This is a genomic window from Citrobacter sp. S55_ASV_140 (genome assembly GCF_018919505.1).
GTDB lineage: Bacteria > Pseudomonadota > Gammaproteobacteria > Enterobacterales > Enterobacteriaceae > Citrobacter > Citrobacter werkmanii.
Map to the genome: position 1 here is coordinate 44,301 of NZ_JAHLQZ010000009.1, position 14,576 is coordinate 58,876.

The 14,576-nt window shown below is 53.9% G+C and carries 16 protein-coding genes; 2 read left to right on the forward strand and 14 right to left on the reverse strand.

Annotated elements, in window-relative coordinates; translation table 11 throughout:
• Positions 1 to 8: 8 nt before the first annotated feature.
• Positions 9 to 452 (forward strand): DUF2756 family protein, encoded by a 444-nt coding sequence (locus KQJ18_RS03195; protein WP_038634965.1) that lies wholly within the window; start codon positions 9 to 11, stop codon positions 450 to 452.
• Here KQJ18_RS03195 and ugpQ read toward each other — a convergent pair.
• From ugpQ to livK, 12 genes are all read right to left on the reverse strand, one after another.
• Positions 449 to 1,192 carry a glycerophosphodiester phosphodiesterase gene (ugpQ, locus tag KQJ18_RS03200; RefSeq protein WP_087856273.1) on the reverse strand — a complete coding sequence of 248 codons (744 nt, stop codon included), beginning with the start codon at positions 1,190 to 1,192 and terminating at the stop codon, positions 449 to 451. The two genes, KQJ18_RS03195 and ugpQ, sit on opposite strands and share 4 nt — an antisense overlap.
• On the reverse strand, positions 1,189 to 2,259 hold the full coding sequence (locus KQJ18_RS03205; RefSeq protein WP_069323779.1) for a sn-glycerol-3-phosphate import ATP-binding protein UgpC: 1,071 nt from the start codon (positions 2,257 to 2,259) through the stop codon (positions 1,189 to 1,191). The genes ugpQ and KQJ18_RS03205 overlap by 4 nt, the downstream gene beginning before the upstream one ends.
• 1 nt (position 2,260) lies before the next feature.
• Positions 2,261 to 3,106, reverse strand: a complete 846-nt coding sequence (gene ugpE, locus KQJ18_RS03210; protein ID WP_006687455.1) for a sn-glycerol-3-phosphate ABC transporter permease UgpE — start codon at positions 3,104 to 3,106, stop codon at positions 2,261 to 2,263.
• A complete protein-coding gene (gene ugpA / locus KQJ18_RS03215) occupies positions 3,103 to 3,990 on the reverse strand; it encodes a sn-glycerol-3-phosphate ABC transporter permease UgpA (protein WP_085049029.1) in 888 nt (295 codons plus the stop codon). The genes ugpE and ugpA overlap by 4 nt, the downstream gene beginning before the upstream one ends.
• Positions 3,991 to 4,090: 100 nt before the next feature.
• A complete protein-coding gene (gene ugpB / locus KQJ18_RS03220) occupies positions 4,091 to 5,407 on the reverse strand; it encodes a sn-glycerol-3-phosphate ABC transporter substrate-binding protein UgpB (RefSeq protein WP_016154831.1) in 1,317 nt (438 codons plus the stop codon).
• Between the two features lie 237 nt (positions 5,408 to 5,644).
• Positions 5,645 to 6,052, reverse strand: coding sequence for a dTDP-glucose pyrophosphorylase (locus KQJ18_RS03225; protein ID WP_085049030.1), 408 nt, complete (start codon positions 6,050 to 6,052; stop codon positions 5,645 to 5,647).
• A 140-nt stretch (positions 6,053 to 6,192) separates the two neighbouring features.
• On the reverse strand, positions 6,193 to 6,474 hold the full coding sequence (locus KQJ18_RS03230; RefSeq protein WP_069323776.1) for a hypothetical protein: 282 nt from the start codon (positions 6,472 to 6,474) through the stop codon (positions 6,193 to 6,195).
• A gap of 98 nt (positions 6,475 to 6,572) precedes the next feature.
• Entirely contained in the window at positions 6,573 to 7,286 is a 714-nt protein-coding gene (livF, locus tag KQJ18_RS03235) for a high-affinity branched-chain amino acid ABC transporter ATP-binding protein LivF (protein WP_087856271.1), read from the reverse strand.
• Positions 7,287 to 7,303: 17 nt separating this feature from the next.
• A complete protein-coding gene (livG, locus tag KQJ18_RS03240) occupies positions 7,304 to 8,071 on the reverse strand; it encodes a high-affinity branched-chain amino acid ABC transporter ATP-binding protein LivG (protein ID WP_003827578.1) in 768 nt (255 codons plus the stop codon).
• Complete coding sequence (gene livM / locus KQJ18_RS03245; RefSeq protein WP_038634986.1) at positions 8,068 to 9,345, reverse strand: branched chain amino acid ABC transporter permease LivM; 1,278 nt, start codon at positions 9,343 to 9,345, stop codon at positions 8,068 to 8,070. The genes livG and livM overlap by 4 nt, the downstream gene beginning before the upstream one ends.
• Complete coding sequence (livH, locus tag KQJ18_RS03250) at positions 9,342 to 10,268, reverse strand: high-affinity branched-chain amino acid ABC transporter permease LivH (RefSeq protein ID WP_003827575.1); 927 nt, start codon at positions 10,266 to 10,268, stop codon at positions 9,342 to 9,344. Before livH ends, livM begins: the two co-directional genes overlap by 4 nt.
• 61 nt (positions 10,269 to 10,329) lie before the next feature.
• The gene (gene livK, locus KQJ18_RS03255; RefSeq protein WP_038634989.1) at positions 10,330 to 11,439 is read right to left on the reverse strand and encodes a high-affinity branched-chain amino acid ABC transporter substrate-binding protein LivK; all 1,110 of its coding nucleotides are present in this window, start codon (positions 11,437 to 11,439) and stop codon (positions 10,330 to 10,332) included.
• 423 nt (positions 11,440 to 11,862) lie between these two features.
• Here livK and panM point away from each other — a divergent pair, with 423 nt between their 5' ends.
• Positions 11,863 to 12,246 (forward strand): aspartate 1-decarboxylase autocleavage activator PanM, encoded by a 384-nt coding sequence (gene panM / locus KQJ18_RS03260; protein ID WP_038634992.1) that lies wholly within the window; start codon positions 11,863 to 11,865, stop codon positions 12,244 to 12,246.
• A 120-nt stretch (positions 12,247 to 12,366) separates the two neighbouring features.
• Here the strand turns inward: panM and livJ are convergent, their stop codons facing one another.
• Positions 12,367 to 13,470: a branched chain amino acid ABC transporter substrate-binding protein LivJ gene (gene livJ / locus KQJ18_RS03265; RefSeq protein WP_139815584.1), complete on the reverse strand. Its 1,104-nt coding sequence runs from the start codon at positions 13,468 to 13,470 to the stop codon at positions 12,367 to 12,369.
• 320 nt (positions 13,471 to 13,790) lie between these two features.
• Positions 13,791 to 14,576: RNA polymerase sigma factor RpoH (gene rpoH, locus KQJ18_RS03270; RefSeq protein WP_216421407.1), on the reverse strand; the 786-nt coding region annotated here is incomplete at its 5' end.

Consider the following 14,576-nt stretch of genomic DNA (forward strand, 5'->3'; position numbering starts at 1 on the left):
GAAAAGCGATGAAACGACTCTTACTTTTAGCCATGCTATTGCCGTTTGCAGGCTTTGCACAGCCCATCAACACCATGAATAACCCGAATCAACCGGGTTACCAGATCCCGAGCCAGCAGCGTATGCAAACCCAAATGCAAACGCAGCAAATTCAGCAAAAAGGGATGCTCAACCAGCAGTTGCAAACGCAAACCCGCATGCAGCAACAGCATATGGAAAACCAAATCAACACCAATTCCCAGCGAGTCCTTCAGTCCCAGCCTGGAGAGTTGAATTCGGGTCAACAGCAGATGCTGCCCAACAGCAACGGTGGCATGTTGAACGGAACCCGCAACCCGGACAGTTCGCTGAATAAACAGCAACATATGCTGTCGGAGAAAAAGAACGGCGACATGCTGAAGCCCTCCAGCACGCCGCAGCCTAACGTTCCGTTAAAAACGATTGGGCCTTAATAGGGTTGAAAATCCGGTCCTATCGTATCAATAGCATCGGTACAGATGCAGTCCACTCCCCAGCGCAGCAGCTCTGCCGCGCGCTGGGGTCGGTTGACGGTATAAACCAAAATACGTAGCCCCGCGTCGCGCAACGCATCCACGCGCGCTTCATCCAGCAGCTTATGATTAAGATGAATCGAGACGCAGCCGAGCCGGGTAGTGAGTTCGCGCCAGTCGTCACGCCATTCATCAAGCAGTAAACCGCGCGGCAGTTCTGGAACCGCCTGCTGCGCCGCTTCAAGCGCGTCAATTTCAAAAGACGACAACAGCGGCGGCGTCATTCCCGCCCACAGTTCACGCGCGGCCAGCGCCACGACTTTGCCGGTTAGCGTTCCGGTGCCGGTAGTGGGTTTAATTTCAATATTCGCCATCATGCCGTGCTGACGGCAGCGCGCGGCCACTTGCGAGAGCAGCGGCAGCGGTTCGCCTTTAAACTCGCCGCTAAACCAACCGCCTGCGTCCACGCGTAATAGATCCTGCCAGTTCAGTTCACCCGCCACGCCCCAGCCGTTACTGGTCCGTTCGAGATTGTCGTCGTGCAGCAAAAAGATCTCGCCGTCTTTCGACAACTTAGCGTCAAACTCAATCATGGTATGCCCGTATCGCGCCCCCACGTCTATCGCCGCCAGGGTGTTTTCCGGAGCCAGCTTACCGCCGCCGCGATGGGCGACAATGTGGGGATAAGGCCAGTTACTCATACGCGTTGTCCTGTTTCGCCATCAAAAAGATGCAAATGATTTTCTGGCAGATGCAGCCACAGCGTGCTGCCTGCCGTCGGGCGATGCTGATGCGCCAGTCGCACCACCAGCTTTTGCTCGCCCCAGCGCCCGTGCGCCAGGTTATCCGCACCCAGCATTTCCAGCGTGTCGACAACCAACGGCACACCGCCATCGGCCTGCGAGCTTAACGCAATATGCTCCGGGCGGATACCCAGCGTCATGTTACGCCCAATACACTCCCGGACGCTCCTGGCGATGGGCAAAGCCATGCCGTCATCCAGTTCAAAATGCGTACCCGAAGCGCTAATACGCCCATCCAGCAGGTTCATCGCCGGGCTGCCGATAAAGCTCGCCACAAAGCGGCTGGCAGGTTTCTCGTACACTTCAACCGGCGTACCGATCTGCTCGGCAATGCCTTTGTTCATCACCATCACCCGCTGGGCAAGGGTCATCGCTTCAACCTGATCGTGCGTCACATACAGCGAGGTGGTTTTCAGTCGGCGATGCAGATGTTGTAACTCCAGACGCATCTGGACGCGCAGCTTGGCATCGAGGTTAGAAAGCGGCTCATCGAACAGGAATACCGCCGGATCGCGAACAATCGCCCGTCCCATCGCCACGCGCTGACGCTGGCCGCCGGAAAGTTCGCGTGGGCGACGTTTGAGCAGTTCACCCAGTTCGAGAATACGTGCCGCCTCTTTCACCCGCTCGGCAATATGCTCCTTACCCATTCCACGGATCTTCAGCCCCCAGGCCATGTTTTCTTCTACGCTCATATGTGGGTAGAGGGCATAGTTCTGGAACACCATCGCAATGCCGCGATCTTTCGGCTCCATCTCGGTGACGCGCTTATTATCGATCCAGATATCGCCGCCGCTGACCCGCTCCAGCCCGGCCACCATCCGCAGCAGCGTAGACTTGCCGCAGCCGGATGGCCCGACCATCACGATAAACTCCCCGTCCGCAACGTCCAGCGTCAGCGGTTTAATCACCTGGGTTTTGCCGTCCCAGCTTTTGGTTACTGCCTGTAGTTTGAGTCCTGCCATTTTATTTCTCACTGTCCACTAAACCACGCACAAAGGCACGCTGCATGGCTAACACGATAATTACCGGAGGGATGAGCGTCAGCAGCATGGCTGCCATCACCTGATTCCATTGGGTGGTACCTTCGCCGGTGGCGATCATGCCTTTGATGCCCGCTACCGCAGTGCCCAGGTTGACATCGGTAATAATTAACAACGGCCACAAATACTGGTTCCAGCCGTAAATAAAGGTGATCACGAACAGCGCCGCCAGATTGGTTTTTGACAGCGGTAGCACGATATCGCGGAAAAAGCGCATCGGTGACGCGCCGTCAATACGCGCCGCTTCAACCAGCTCATCCGGCAGGGTCATAAAGAACTGACGGAACAGGAAGGTCGCGGTAGCCGACGCCATCAGCGGCAGCGTCAGGCCCGCGTAGCTGTCGAGCATTTTCAGGTTGGCGATCACTTCTACCGTCGGGAAAATACGCACCTCAACCGGCAGCATCAGGGTGATAAAAATCATCCAGAAGAACAGATTGCGCAGCGGAAAGCGAAACCAGACGATGGCGAATGCGGAGAGCATAGAGACGGTGATTTTCCCCACCGTAATACTGAACGCCATGATGAAACTGTTGAGCATCATCAGCCAGAACGGTGCGCTGTTGACGCCCACGCCGTTGACCCAGATGTATTTCATGTTTTCCAGCAACTGCGTGCCGGGAATCAGCGTCATCGGCGTTTCAAATACCGCTTTGTTGTCCAGCGTCGCCGCGACAAACGCGACGTACAACGGGAACAGGATCACCATGATTCCCAGCATCAGCATGGTATGGCTGAATATTGTCAGCCCACGACGGTTCTCAATCATTGGTAACGCACCTTACTTTCCACATAGCGGAACTGCACCACCGTCAAAATAATGACCAGGAACATCAGCACCACCGACTGCGCGGCTGACGCAGAGAGATCCAGGCCGACAAAGCCTTCACGATAGATCTTATAAATCAACGTCGTGGTCGCCTGTACCGGCCCACCTGCCGTGGCGGCGTCGATCACCGGGAAGGTGTCAAAGAAGGCATACACCAGATTAACCACCAGCAAAAAGAAACTGACCGGCGCAATCAGCGGCAGCGCCAGTTTAAAGAAACGGCGAACCGGTCCTGCGCCATCAATCGCGGCGGCTTCGATCAACGACCGGGGAATAGATTGCAGTGCGGCAAAGAAGAACAGGAAGTTGTAACTAATCTGCTTCCAGACCGACGCGAACACCACCAGAAACATGGCCTGACCGCTGTTTTGCGCGTGATTCCAGTCATAGCCAAACTCAGCGAGCAAATGGGTGATCAGCCCGCGACCCGGGTTAAACAGGAAGATCCACAGTACGGCGGCAACGGCGGGCGCAACGGCGTAGGGCAACAGCATCAACGTCTGGTAAAAACGGCTACCGCGCACGACATAATTCACCAGCGCAGCAAAAAACAGCGACACCAGCAGGCCGCTTACCGTAACCAGCGTACTGAACTTTATCGTCGTCCAGAACGAATCAAGGTAGTACGGGTCATGAAACAGCGCGACAAAGTTTTCCAGTCCGACAAACTGGCTGGAAAGGCCAAAAGGATCAACGCTTTGTAGCGAGTACCACAGCGCTTCACCGGCGGGCCAGATAAAGAAAATAACGGTGATAACCAACTGCGGGGCCACCAGTAAATAGGGAAGCCAGCGCGAGCGAAACACCGGACGGGATGAGGACATTGAGGTTTGATTCCTGAACAGCGCCGGATGGCGCTACGCTTATCCGGCCTACGCGCATTTGTAGGCCGGGTAAGGCGCAGCCGCCACCCGGCATTTCACATTACGATTTGGTCGATTGCTCAAAGCGGCGCAGTAACTGATTGCCACGCTCAACCGCGGCATCCAACGCCTGCTGTGGGGTTTTCTTTCCGGTCCACACGCTTTCCAGCTCTTCATCCACGATGGTACGGATCTGCGGCATGTTGCCCAGACGTAACCCTTTAGTGAACGGCAACGGCGGTTTGTTCAGCATCTGACGGGTGGCGATATCGGCCCCGGGGTTCTTATCATAGAAGCCCTGCTCGCGAGTCAGATCGTACGCGGCGGTGGTGATCGGCAGATAGCCGGTCTTCTGATGCCATTCGGCAGCAATCTCTGGTTTTGCGAGGAAATTAAGGAATTGCGCCACACCTTCGTAGGTGGCTTTGTCTTTACCCTGCATCACCCACAGACTGGCTCCACCGATAATCGCGTTCTGCGGTGCGCCCTTCACATCGGCATCGTACGGCATCATGCCGACGCCATAGTTGAATTTGGCGTAGTGGCGGATGTCGGCCAGAGAACCTGAAGAAGCGGTAGTAATGGCGCAATCCCCGTTGTAGAACTTCTCGGTGGATTCATCTTTACGTCCAAAGTAGCTGAAGTCGCCCTTTTTATTCAGCTCTTCCAGTAGTGCAATGTGTTTCACCTGCTCCGGTTTATTGAACTCCAGCACCGCATCAGTACCGTCAAAACCGTTGTTTTTGGTGGCGACCGGCAGACCGTTCCAGGCGCTGAAGTTTTCAATCTGGATCCAGCCCTGCCAACCGCTGGCATAGCCACACTTCATACCTGCGGCTTTCAGCTTCGCGGTGTATTCCGCCAGATCCTGCCAGGTTTTTGGCGGCTGCTCAGGATCTAAACCGGCTTTTTTGAAGGCATCTTTGTTGTAATACAGCACCGGCGTGGAGCTGTTAAACGGCTGGGAGAGTAAATGTCCGCTTTTCGAGTCAGTGTAATAACCGGAAACCGTCGGCACGAACTGAGATTCATCAAAGTTAATACCGGCCTCTTTGAATACTTCATAGACCGGTTTAATGGCTTTCGAGGCCATCATCGTTGCCGTCCCCACTTCATAAACCTGCAGCAGCGCAGGCGCGTTTCCGGTACGGAAGGCGGCAATACCTGCGCTCAGGCTTTGCTCATAGTTGCCTTTATACTGTGGAACAATTTTGTAGTCGGGATTGGCGGCATTAAAACGTTGCGCCAGTGAATCAACTTCTTTACCCAGTTCGCCTTCCATTGAGTGCCAGAACGGGATGGTGGTGACTGCCAGCGCCTGACCTGCAAATGCCAGGCTAAGTGCCAGTCCTAAAGCTGTATGTCGTAACGATATCATCGGTTATCTCTCTTGTTGTGCCGGATGCGCGATATCACGCGTTTTATGCTCGCGGGGGTAACATGACATGCTCGAATGACAGAAAAATAACTTTTTTATTACAAAAAAAAGATAGTAAGGCGACAAACAGATGGCAAGGCGGTGAAAGCGGAGTGACAGGAAAATGCGGGGTGGAGCACAACAAAGCCGGGGAGGTGCCTTACCCGGCCCATAAAAAGATTTGCCGTACAGATGAGATCACTCAGGCTGTGCGAACGTAAACTCCAGCGCCAGTCCCAGGACCTGCATACCGTGGATATTATCTTCCGGCGATATCGCCGCCAGACTTTCCAGAAACTTGAGCCGTCGCGACTGGGCGTTAATGATGAGCTTTCCTCGTAACGCAGGAAGCTTCAGCGAAGTGATGGGATAAACCACACGGCCAACGACTTCAACCGGCAGCTTGCGTAAGTCGACCTGCTGCAGCACACCAACAGAAGAGTACAGCAATGCAACAGGCGTAACGGCAAGCAACGGCGCGCTACTGATACTCACGAAATCCAGAAGTAGCTCGGGGCGCAGATAGTGCAGTCCATTAAAAGAGACCGTAACACCGTCTATTGCGGGCATGGGCAGCACGTCAGTTTGACGCGGTAAATCATTCATTCAATTACCATTGACTCAAGATATACATCAAGCCGTTGATTATGCAGCAAATAACCTATACTTGCTGGGACAAGGCTCGCAATACCTGCAGATTTAGCTAGCGACGTTACCTGACACGCTGCCCATTTACTCCGGTAACGTTAATCCCGACGCCAGCGTCGCTCAAATTCATTCTGTAAACGCTGCTGTTCCCGCCGCTCACGTTCACGTTGGATATCTGATTTTTCATCTTCCCAGCCAGGGCATACCGAGCTGGTGAATACTTCGCAGGGCGAGCTGGATTGTGCCAACGGGTTGGCCGGTTTCTCTTCCCAGATAGATGGATCGCGCGGGTCGAACGTTTGCGGTTCCAGTGCCTGAACACCAGATGCAAACGCCAATAACAGAGTTCCAATCATCATGCAGGTACCTGAACGTATCATCCCTTCTCCATGTTCATGTTATTATTGATAACCATTCTCAATAATAACATAACGCGATAAAAAGGGGCCATCAGGCCCCTTAGCTCTTAAGAGAAATCTTAACCGCCCAGATAAGCGCTACGCACCGCTTCATTCGCCAGTAGCGCATCGCCGGTGTCTTCCAGTACCACATGACCGTTTTCCAGCACGTAGCCGCGGTCGGCGAGTTTCAGCGCCTGGTTGGCGTTCTGCTCGACGAGGAAGATGGTCATCCCCTGCTCGCGCAACTGCTCGATGGTATTAAAGATCTGCTGGATGATAATCGGCGCCAGACCCAGCGACGGCTCATCAAGCAACAATAGCCGGGGCTGGCTCATCAGCGCACGGCCTATCGCCAGCATCTGCTGTTCACCGCCGGACATGGTACCCGCACGCTGAATGCGACGCTCATGCAGGCGCGGAAACAGGTCATACACCCATTTGATACGTTCCTGAAACTGGTCCTTCTCGGCAAAGAAACCGCCCATCGCCAGGTTCTCTTCCACCGTCATGCGCGAAAACACACGACGCCCTTCCGGGACGATCGCCACCGCTTCACGCATGATTTTAGCCGTTTGCCAGTCGGTAATGTCTTTACCATCAAAGACAATGCGTCCGCTGGTCGCGCGTGGGTCGCCGCATAACGTACCGAGCAGGGTGGTTTTCCCCGCGCCGTTGGCACCGATAAGCGTTACGATTTCACCCTGATTGATATACAGGCTCACCTCGTGCAGCGCCTGAATTTTGCCGTAGTGGGCGCTGACTTTATCGAACGATAACATCGCCTTATCCATATTATGCCTCGCCCCCATTATGCTTCACCTAAATAGGCGCGGATCACGTCCGGGTTATTACGAATCTGTTCCGGCGTCCCGTTCGCCAGCGGCGTGCCCTGGTTTACCACGTAAATACGGTCGGAAATGCCCATCACCAGTTTCATATCGTGCTCAATCAACAGAATGGTGGTGTTGTGATGGTTGCGCAGTTCGGCAATCAGCTCATCCAGCTCTTTGGTCTCTTTCGGGTTGAGACCAGCGGCAGGCTCGTCAAGCATCAGGATCTCAGGCTGCGTCACCATGCAGCGGGCGATCTCCAGGCGACGCTGGTCACCGTAGGCGAGATTACTGGCCTGACGGTTGGCATGCTCCAGCAAACCAATACGCGCAAGCCAGGTGGCGGCGCGATCCAGGGCTTCACTTTGCGCGCGACGGAACGACGGCGTTTTTAACAGGCCGGAAAAGACACCGGTTTTCAATTGCTGATGTTGCGCCACCAGCAAGTTTTCAATCACCGTCATTTCGCGAAACAGGCGTACGTGCTGGAAAGTACGCACCACGCCCATACGCGCGATTTGCTGACCCGGCAGCCCTTCCAGATGCTGGTCACGCAGCTTAATCGTCCCACCCGTCGGTTTATAAAAACCGGTCAGGCAGTTAAAGACCGTGGTTTTTCCCGCGCCGTTCGGCCCGATTAACGAGACGATTTCCTGCGGTCTCAGTTCCAGCTCAACGTTGTTCACCGCCAGCAGACCGCCGAAGCGCATCATCAGGCCGTTAACGGATAATAATGGCTGACTCATGCCTGCTCTCCTTTTGCTTCCCCGTTTTTCAGCTTCAACTGCGGACGGGTCATCGGTAACAAGCCCTGCGGACGCCAGATCATCATCAGTACCATCAAACCACCCAGCATTAACATGCTGTATTCATTGAAATCACGCATCAGTTCGCGTGACACCACCAGCAGGATAGCTGCGAGAATGACCGCAAACTGCGAGCCCATTCCACCCAGTACCACAATCGCCAACACAAAGGCCGACTCGGCAAAGGTGAACGATTCCGGGCTGACAAAACCCTGCCGCGCGGCAAACAGCGTGCCGGCAAAACCCGCGAACGCGGCGCTGATGGTAAAGGCGGTCAGCTTGATGCGTGTAGGATTTAAGCCCAGCGAACGGCAGGCGATTTCATCTTCACGCAGCGCTTCCCACGCACGTCCCAGCGGCATGCGCAGCAGACGGTTGATGACAAACAGCGAGAACACCACCAGCAGCAGCGCCACCAGATAGAGGAAAATCACGCGATCGGACGGGTCATACTTCACGTTAAAGAAGTTGCTGAAGGTATCCCAGCCGCCTTCACGCGCGCTGCGGCTGAACTCAAGACCGAAAAAAGTAGGTTTCGGGATCTGGCTAATACCGTTCGGGCCGCCGGTGATTTCGGTGTTGTTGAGCAGCAGGATACGGACGATTTCGCCGAAGCCTAAGGTCACAATCGCCAGATAATCACCGCGCAGACGCAGGACCGGGAAGCCGAGCAGGAACCCCGCAGCGGCAGAAACCAGCCCCGCCAGCGGCAGACAGGTCCAGAAACCGAGGCCGTAATAGTGGTTCAGCAGCGCAAAGGTATAAGCGCCGATGGCATAGAAGCCGCCGTAGCCCAGCACCAGCAGGCCGGAAAGCCCCACCACCACGTTTAAGCCGAGGCCGAGGATGATATAAATCATCGTCAGCGTGGCGATATCGACCGTGCCGCGCGAGACCATAAACGGCCATGCCACGGCAATCACCAGCAGCGCCACCAGAAACAGTTTCTGTTTAACGGTGGAGCCGTCAATCGCTGGCAGAATAAACTTCGGCCCGGAGACGCTCTTCAGACCTTTCTGGAACGCCGGACGCAACAGTTGGAAAAGAAACACGACGCCAGTGCCGATAAACACCCACTGCCAGCGGATATCCGCAGCGGTGTCCACCACCAGTTTGGTGCCGTCCAGCTCTAACTGGACGCCCATGAAGACGCCCGCCAGGATGAAGAACATGGCGGCAGAGAGCAGCGCCATTGCAAAATGCATCGGTTTCATACTTTCTCTACCTCCGGACGACCCAGGATACCGGTCGGCATCACCAGCAGTACCAGAATCAGCAACGCGAACGACACCACGTCTTTGTATTCCGTACTCAGATAAGCAGAGGAAAGCGCTTCGGCAACGCCCAAAATCAGGCCGCCAATCATCGCGCCAGGAATGCTGCCAATGCCGCCCAGTACCGCCGCGGTAAAGGCTTTCATCCCGGCCATAAAGCCGATGTAAGGGTTAATTACGCCATAGAACTGACCGAGCAGCACGCCCGCAACCGCCGCCATTGCCGCACCGATCACAAAGGTCAGCGCAATCACACGGTCGGTGTTAATGCCGAGCAGGCTGGCCATTTTCAGATCTTCCGCACAGGCGCGGCAGGCACGTCCCATACGCGAATAGCGGATAAACAGCGTCAGTGCCAGCATCGCGAGGAAGGTTACAATCCAGATAACCAACTGCATAGTGGTGATAGATGCAGAGAAGTTATCACTACTGCCGACAGTCCACTGGCCGTTAAACAGGCTGGGCAGCGCCACGTCGCGTGAACCTTCCGTCAGGCTGACGTAGTTTTGCAGGAAGATGGACATCCCGATAGCGGAAATCAGCGCGATCAAGCGCTTGGAGCTGCGCACGGGCCGATACGCCACCCGTTCAATACTCCAGCCGTAGGCGCTGGCAATCACAATCGCGCCGACGAAACCCGCCGCGACCAGTAGCCAACTGGAATCAATCCCCATCATCATTAGCGCAGCGATGATCATAAAGGAGACATAGCTGCCGATCATATACACCTCGCCATGGGCGAAGTTGATCATGCCAATAATGCCGTACACCATCGTATAACCGATGGCGATCAGCGCGTAGGTGCTTCCCAGCGTGACGCCGTTAAACATCTGCTGCAAGAAATAGAGGAACTGCTCGGACATAAGGTAACCTTTCTTAACCCGCCCGTTTTGCACGGGCGGTGGGATAACTCGTCTTCAGGTATTACTTCGCAACGGTTGATGAACCATCTGCGTGCCACTGAAAGACACCAAACTCAAATCCCTTCAAATCGCCTTTTTCGTCCCATTTCAGCGGCCCAATCACGGTATCAGCCCCGTGTGCTTTCAGATCTTTCACCAGATCCAGCGGCTCTTTGCTTCCGCTGCGATCCATTGCGCTCGCCAGTGACTGGACGGCTGCATAAGTGATCCACACGTACGGTCCGGTTGGATCTTTCTTGTCAGCTTTGAGCGCATCGACAATCGCTTTATTCGCCGGATCCTGGTCATAGCGTTTTGGCATCGTCACCAGCATGCCTTCTGCGGCATCACCGGCGATGTTAGACAGAGAGGCATTACCCACCCCCTCTGGCCCCATAAACTGCGTTTTCAGGCCAACGGATCGCGCCTGGCGCAGCATTTGCCCCATTTCCGGGTAGTAGCCGCCGTAATAGACGAAGTCGATATTTTCTTTCTTCAGACGGGCAATCAGCGCAGAGAAATCTTTTTCCCCGGCGGTGATGCCATCAAAGAAGACGATGTTGGCTTTGCCCGCTTTCAGGCTGTCCTGCACCGAACGCGCCAGGCCTTCGCCGTATTGCTGTTTATCATGGATGATGGCGATGCGCTGCGGCTTCACCTTCTCCAGAATGTATTTCGCGGCGGTTGGTCCCTGAGAGGAGTCCAGACCCGCAGTACGCATAATGTGTGCGTAACCGCGCTGGGTCAGTTCCGGGTTAGTGGCGCCCGGGGAAATCATCAGGATCCCTTCGTCTTCATAGATGTCTGACGCTGGCTGAGTCGAAGATGAGCACAGGTGGCCAATAACATACTGAATACCGTCGTTGACGATTTTGTTTGCTACGGCAACGGCCTGTTTTGGATCGCAAGCATCGTCATATTCCACGGCCACCAGCTTGTCGCCTTTGATCCCGCCTTTGGCATTGATATCTTTAATGGCCTGACGTGCGCCATTAAATTCCATATCACCCCACTGCGCGACCGGACCCGACATCGCCCCGACAACAGCCACCTTGATATCTTCTGCCATGACAGCATGCGACATTGCCAGTGCTATCACCCCTGCGATGATTGTTTTCGCATTCCGTTTCATTAACTGAATCCCCATTCGTGACGTAATTAATATTTTGTATTTATGTGGTTAAAAAGCAGACTGTGCTTTTTTTGAACTGCACTATTTTTACCAGTCTCATTAATGGGTTAGCGCAGTTTTTTAAGCAAAATCAGACTAAAATCTCTATATTTCAGTCGATTAAGAAAAGATAATATTCTGCTTTTCACTATAGATAAACAAAAAAAAGCACGTTTGTCAGCATAAAATAACGGTACAAAGAGCGGAATAAAATGCTGCATTCCAGGGTATTATCCTGCCTGTTTTTCAATCTCTAATGTTTCAAACTGTCATTACCGTTGTCGCAAAACTATTAACCTGGTTAATCGCATAAAAAAGAGAAAGCATCCGGGCGAATTATTTCGGTACACTGATCTCATCTTTTGTGATTTGGACATGCTGCTAATGAAGCTGACCATCGTTCGTTTAAACAACTTTAGCGCTCAGGATCTGATTGATCTGGGCAAAATCTGGCCGGAATATTCCGCCTCATCATTAAGCGTAGATGAAACGCACCGGATCTACGCCGCGCGTTTTAACGAGCGTCTGTTAGGCGCAGTACGTGTCACCCTGAGCGGCACACAAGGTGCTCTGGATTCGTTGCGCGTACGTGAAATCACCCGTCGTCGCGGCGTCGGGCAGTATTTGATCGAAGAGGTGATCCGTGAAAACCCAAGTGTGAGTTCATGGTGGATGGCAGATGTAGGCGTTGAAGACCGCAGCGTGATGGCCGCGTTTATGCAGGCGTTAGGCTTTACAGCCCAGGCGGATGGCTGGGAAAAAAGATAAAAAAGCCGGATGGCGCTGACGCTTATCCGGCCTACATGCTGGGAGCAAAAAATAAAAAACCACCTCGCAATTTTCCAGGTATGTAGGCCGGGTAAGGCGAAGCCGCCACTCGGCACTCAATTACTTGGCGTCTGTCGCCGTACCATTAGCATGCCAGTCAAACACGCCGAATTCGAAGCCTTTCAGATCGCCCTTCTCGTCCCAGGACAGCGGCCCCATTACGGTTTCTACTGAGTTTGCTTTCAGGTACTTGGCAATTTCAGCCGGATCGTCAGACTGGTTCAGACCGGCCTGCAAGGATTGCAGCGCGGCGTAAGTGGTCCACACGAATGCGCCACTTGGATCCTGTTTCTTGGCCTTGATAGCATCCACAATCGGTTTGTTCGCTGGCACCTGGTCGTAGTTCTTCGGCTTGGTTACCAGTAAGCCTTCCGCAGACTCACCCGCAATGTTAGACAGCGACACGTTCGCTACCCCTTCCGGACCCATAAACTGGGTTTTCAGACCAGCAGCACGAGACTGACGCAGGATCTGCCCCATTTCCGGGTGATAACCACCGTAGTAAACGAAATCGATATTCTCTTTCTTCAGGCGCGCTACCAGCGTCGAGAAGTCTTTTTCACCGGCGGTAATCCCGTCAAAGAACACCACGTTGGCGTTGCCTTTCTTCAGGCCGTCCTGCACCGCACGCGCCAGACCTTCACCGTACTGCTGCTTATCGTGAATGATGGCAATGCGTTGCGGCTTCACTTTTTCCAGAATGTATTTGGCGGCAGTTGGCCCCTGATCGGAATCCAGGCCGGTGGTGCGCATCACCAGCTTATAACCACGCGCGGTCAGCTCCGGCGCCGTCGCTGCCGGGGTAATCATCAGAATGCCTTCATCTTCATAGATATCTGACGCGGGCTGGGTAGAAGATGAGCACAGATGGCCGATAACGTATTTAATCCCGTCGTTGACCACTTTGTTCGCGACCGCTACCGCTTGTTTCGGGTCACAGGCATCGTCATATTTCACCACGACCAGTTTGTCACCTTTCACCCCGCCCTTGGCGTTGATATCCGCAATCGCCTGCTCTGCGCCAGTAAACTCCTGATCGCCATACTGCGCTACCGGACCGGACATTGCGCCGACAACGGCCACTTTAATATCCTTAGCAAACGCCATATTGCTCAAAGACAGGGCGATACATCCTGCCAATAACGCTTTACCCTTCATATTCATCCTGACAATCCCCATTATTGTGGTTATTACGTGTGTTGTGATGTTGTTGTTCAGCACTTTATTTCGATTATTGGATAGCCACCCGTGCTTTAGCAGCATACTCTGCTAAAACATACCCGATTTTTATTATTTTGGAATAGCTAAATTTACATCCAGATAACAAATTCGTGTCTGGGGAGGGGAGGAAAGGTCGTAGGTCCGATAAGCAAAGCGCCATCGGGCAAAGGTGTTGTCGGATGGCAGCGTAAACGCCTTATCCGGCCTACAAAAAACAAAACCCCCGAATTCACATTCGAGGGTTCATTGGCAATGCGCGAAGATTACGCTTCGATCGCCGCGCGCAGTTTTTTCATGGCGTTCTTTTCAAGCTGACGAACACGTTCAGCGGAAACGCCGTAGCGATCGGCCAGTTCCTGCAACGTCGACTTGTTGTCTTCGTCCAGCCAACGGGCGCGGATGATATCCTGGCTACGTTCGTCCAGACCTTCCATTGCGTGAGTCAGTTTGTTCGCGGCCTGATCTTCCCAGTTATCTTCTTCAATGCCATCGGCAAAGTTAGAGGATTTATCCTGCAGATACAGAACCGGCGCCATCGGCTGGCTGTCAGACTCGTCGTCTGAAGACATATCAAACGTCATGTCCTGCGCCGCCATACGGGATTCCATTTCGCGCACGTCTTTGCTGGAAACACCCAGCTCACGAGCCACCATTTCAACTTCGTCCTGGTTGAACCAACCCAGACGCTGCTTGGTCTTACGCAGGTTAAAGAACAGCTTACGCTGTGCTTTAGTGGTCGCGACTTTCACGATACGCCAGTTACGCAGAACATATTCATGGATCTCAGCTTTGATCCAGTGCACGGCGAAAGAAACCAGGCGCACACCCACTTCCGGGTTGAAACGGCGCACGGCTTTCATCAGGCCGATATTACCTTCCTGAATCAGATCCGCCTGCGGCAGGCCATAGCCCGCGTAGTTACGAGCAATATGAACAACAAAGCGCAGGTGAGACAGGATCAGCGTTTTAGCTGCTTCCAGATCGCCCTGGTAATGCAGCTTTTCAGCCAGCGCCCGCTCCTCGTCAGCCGACAACATCGGCCACGCGTT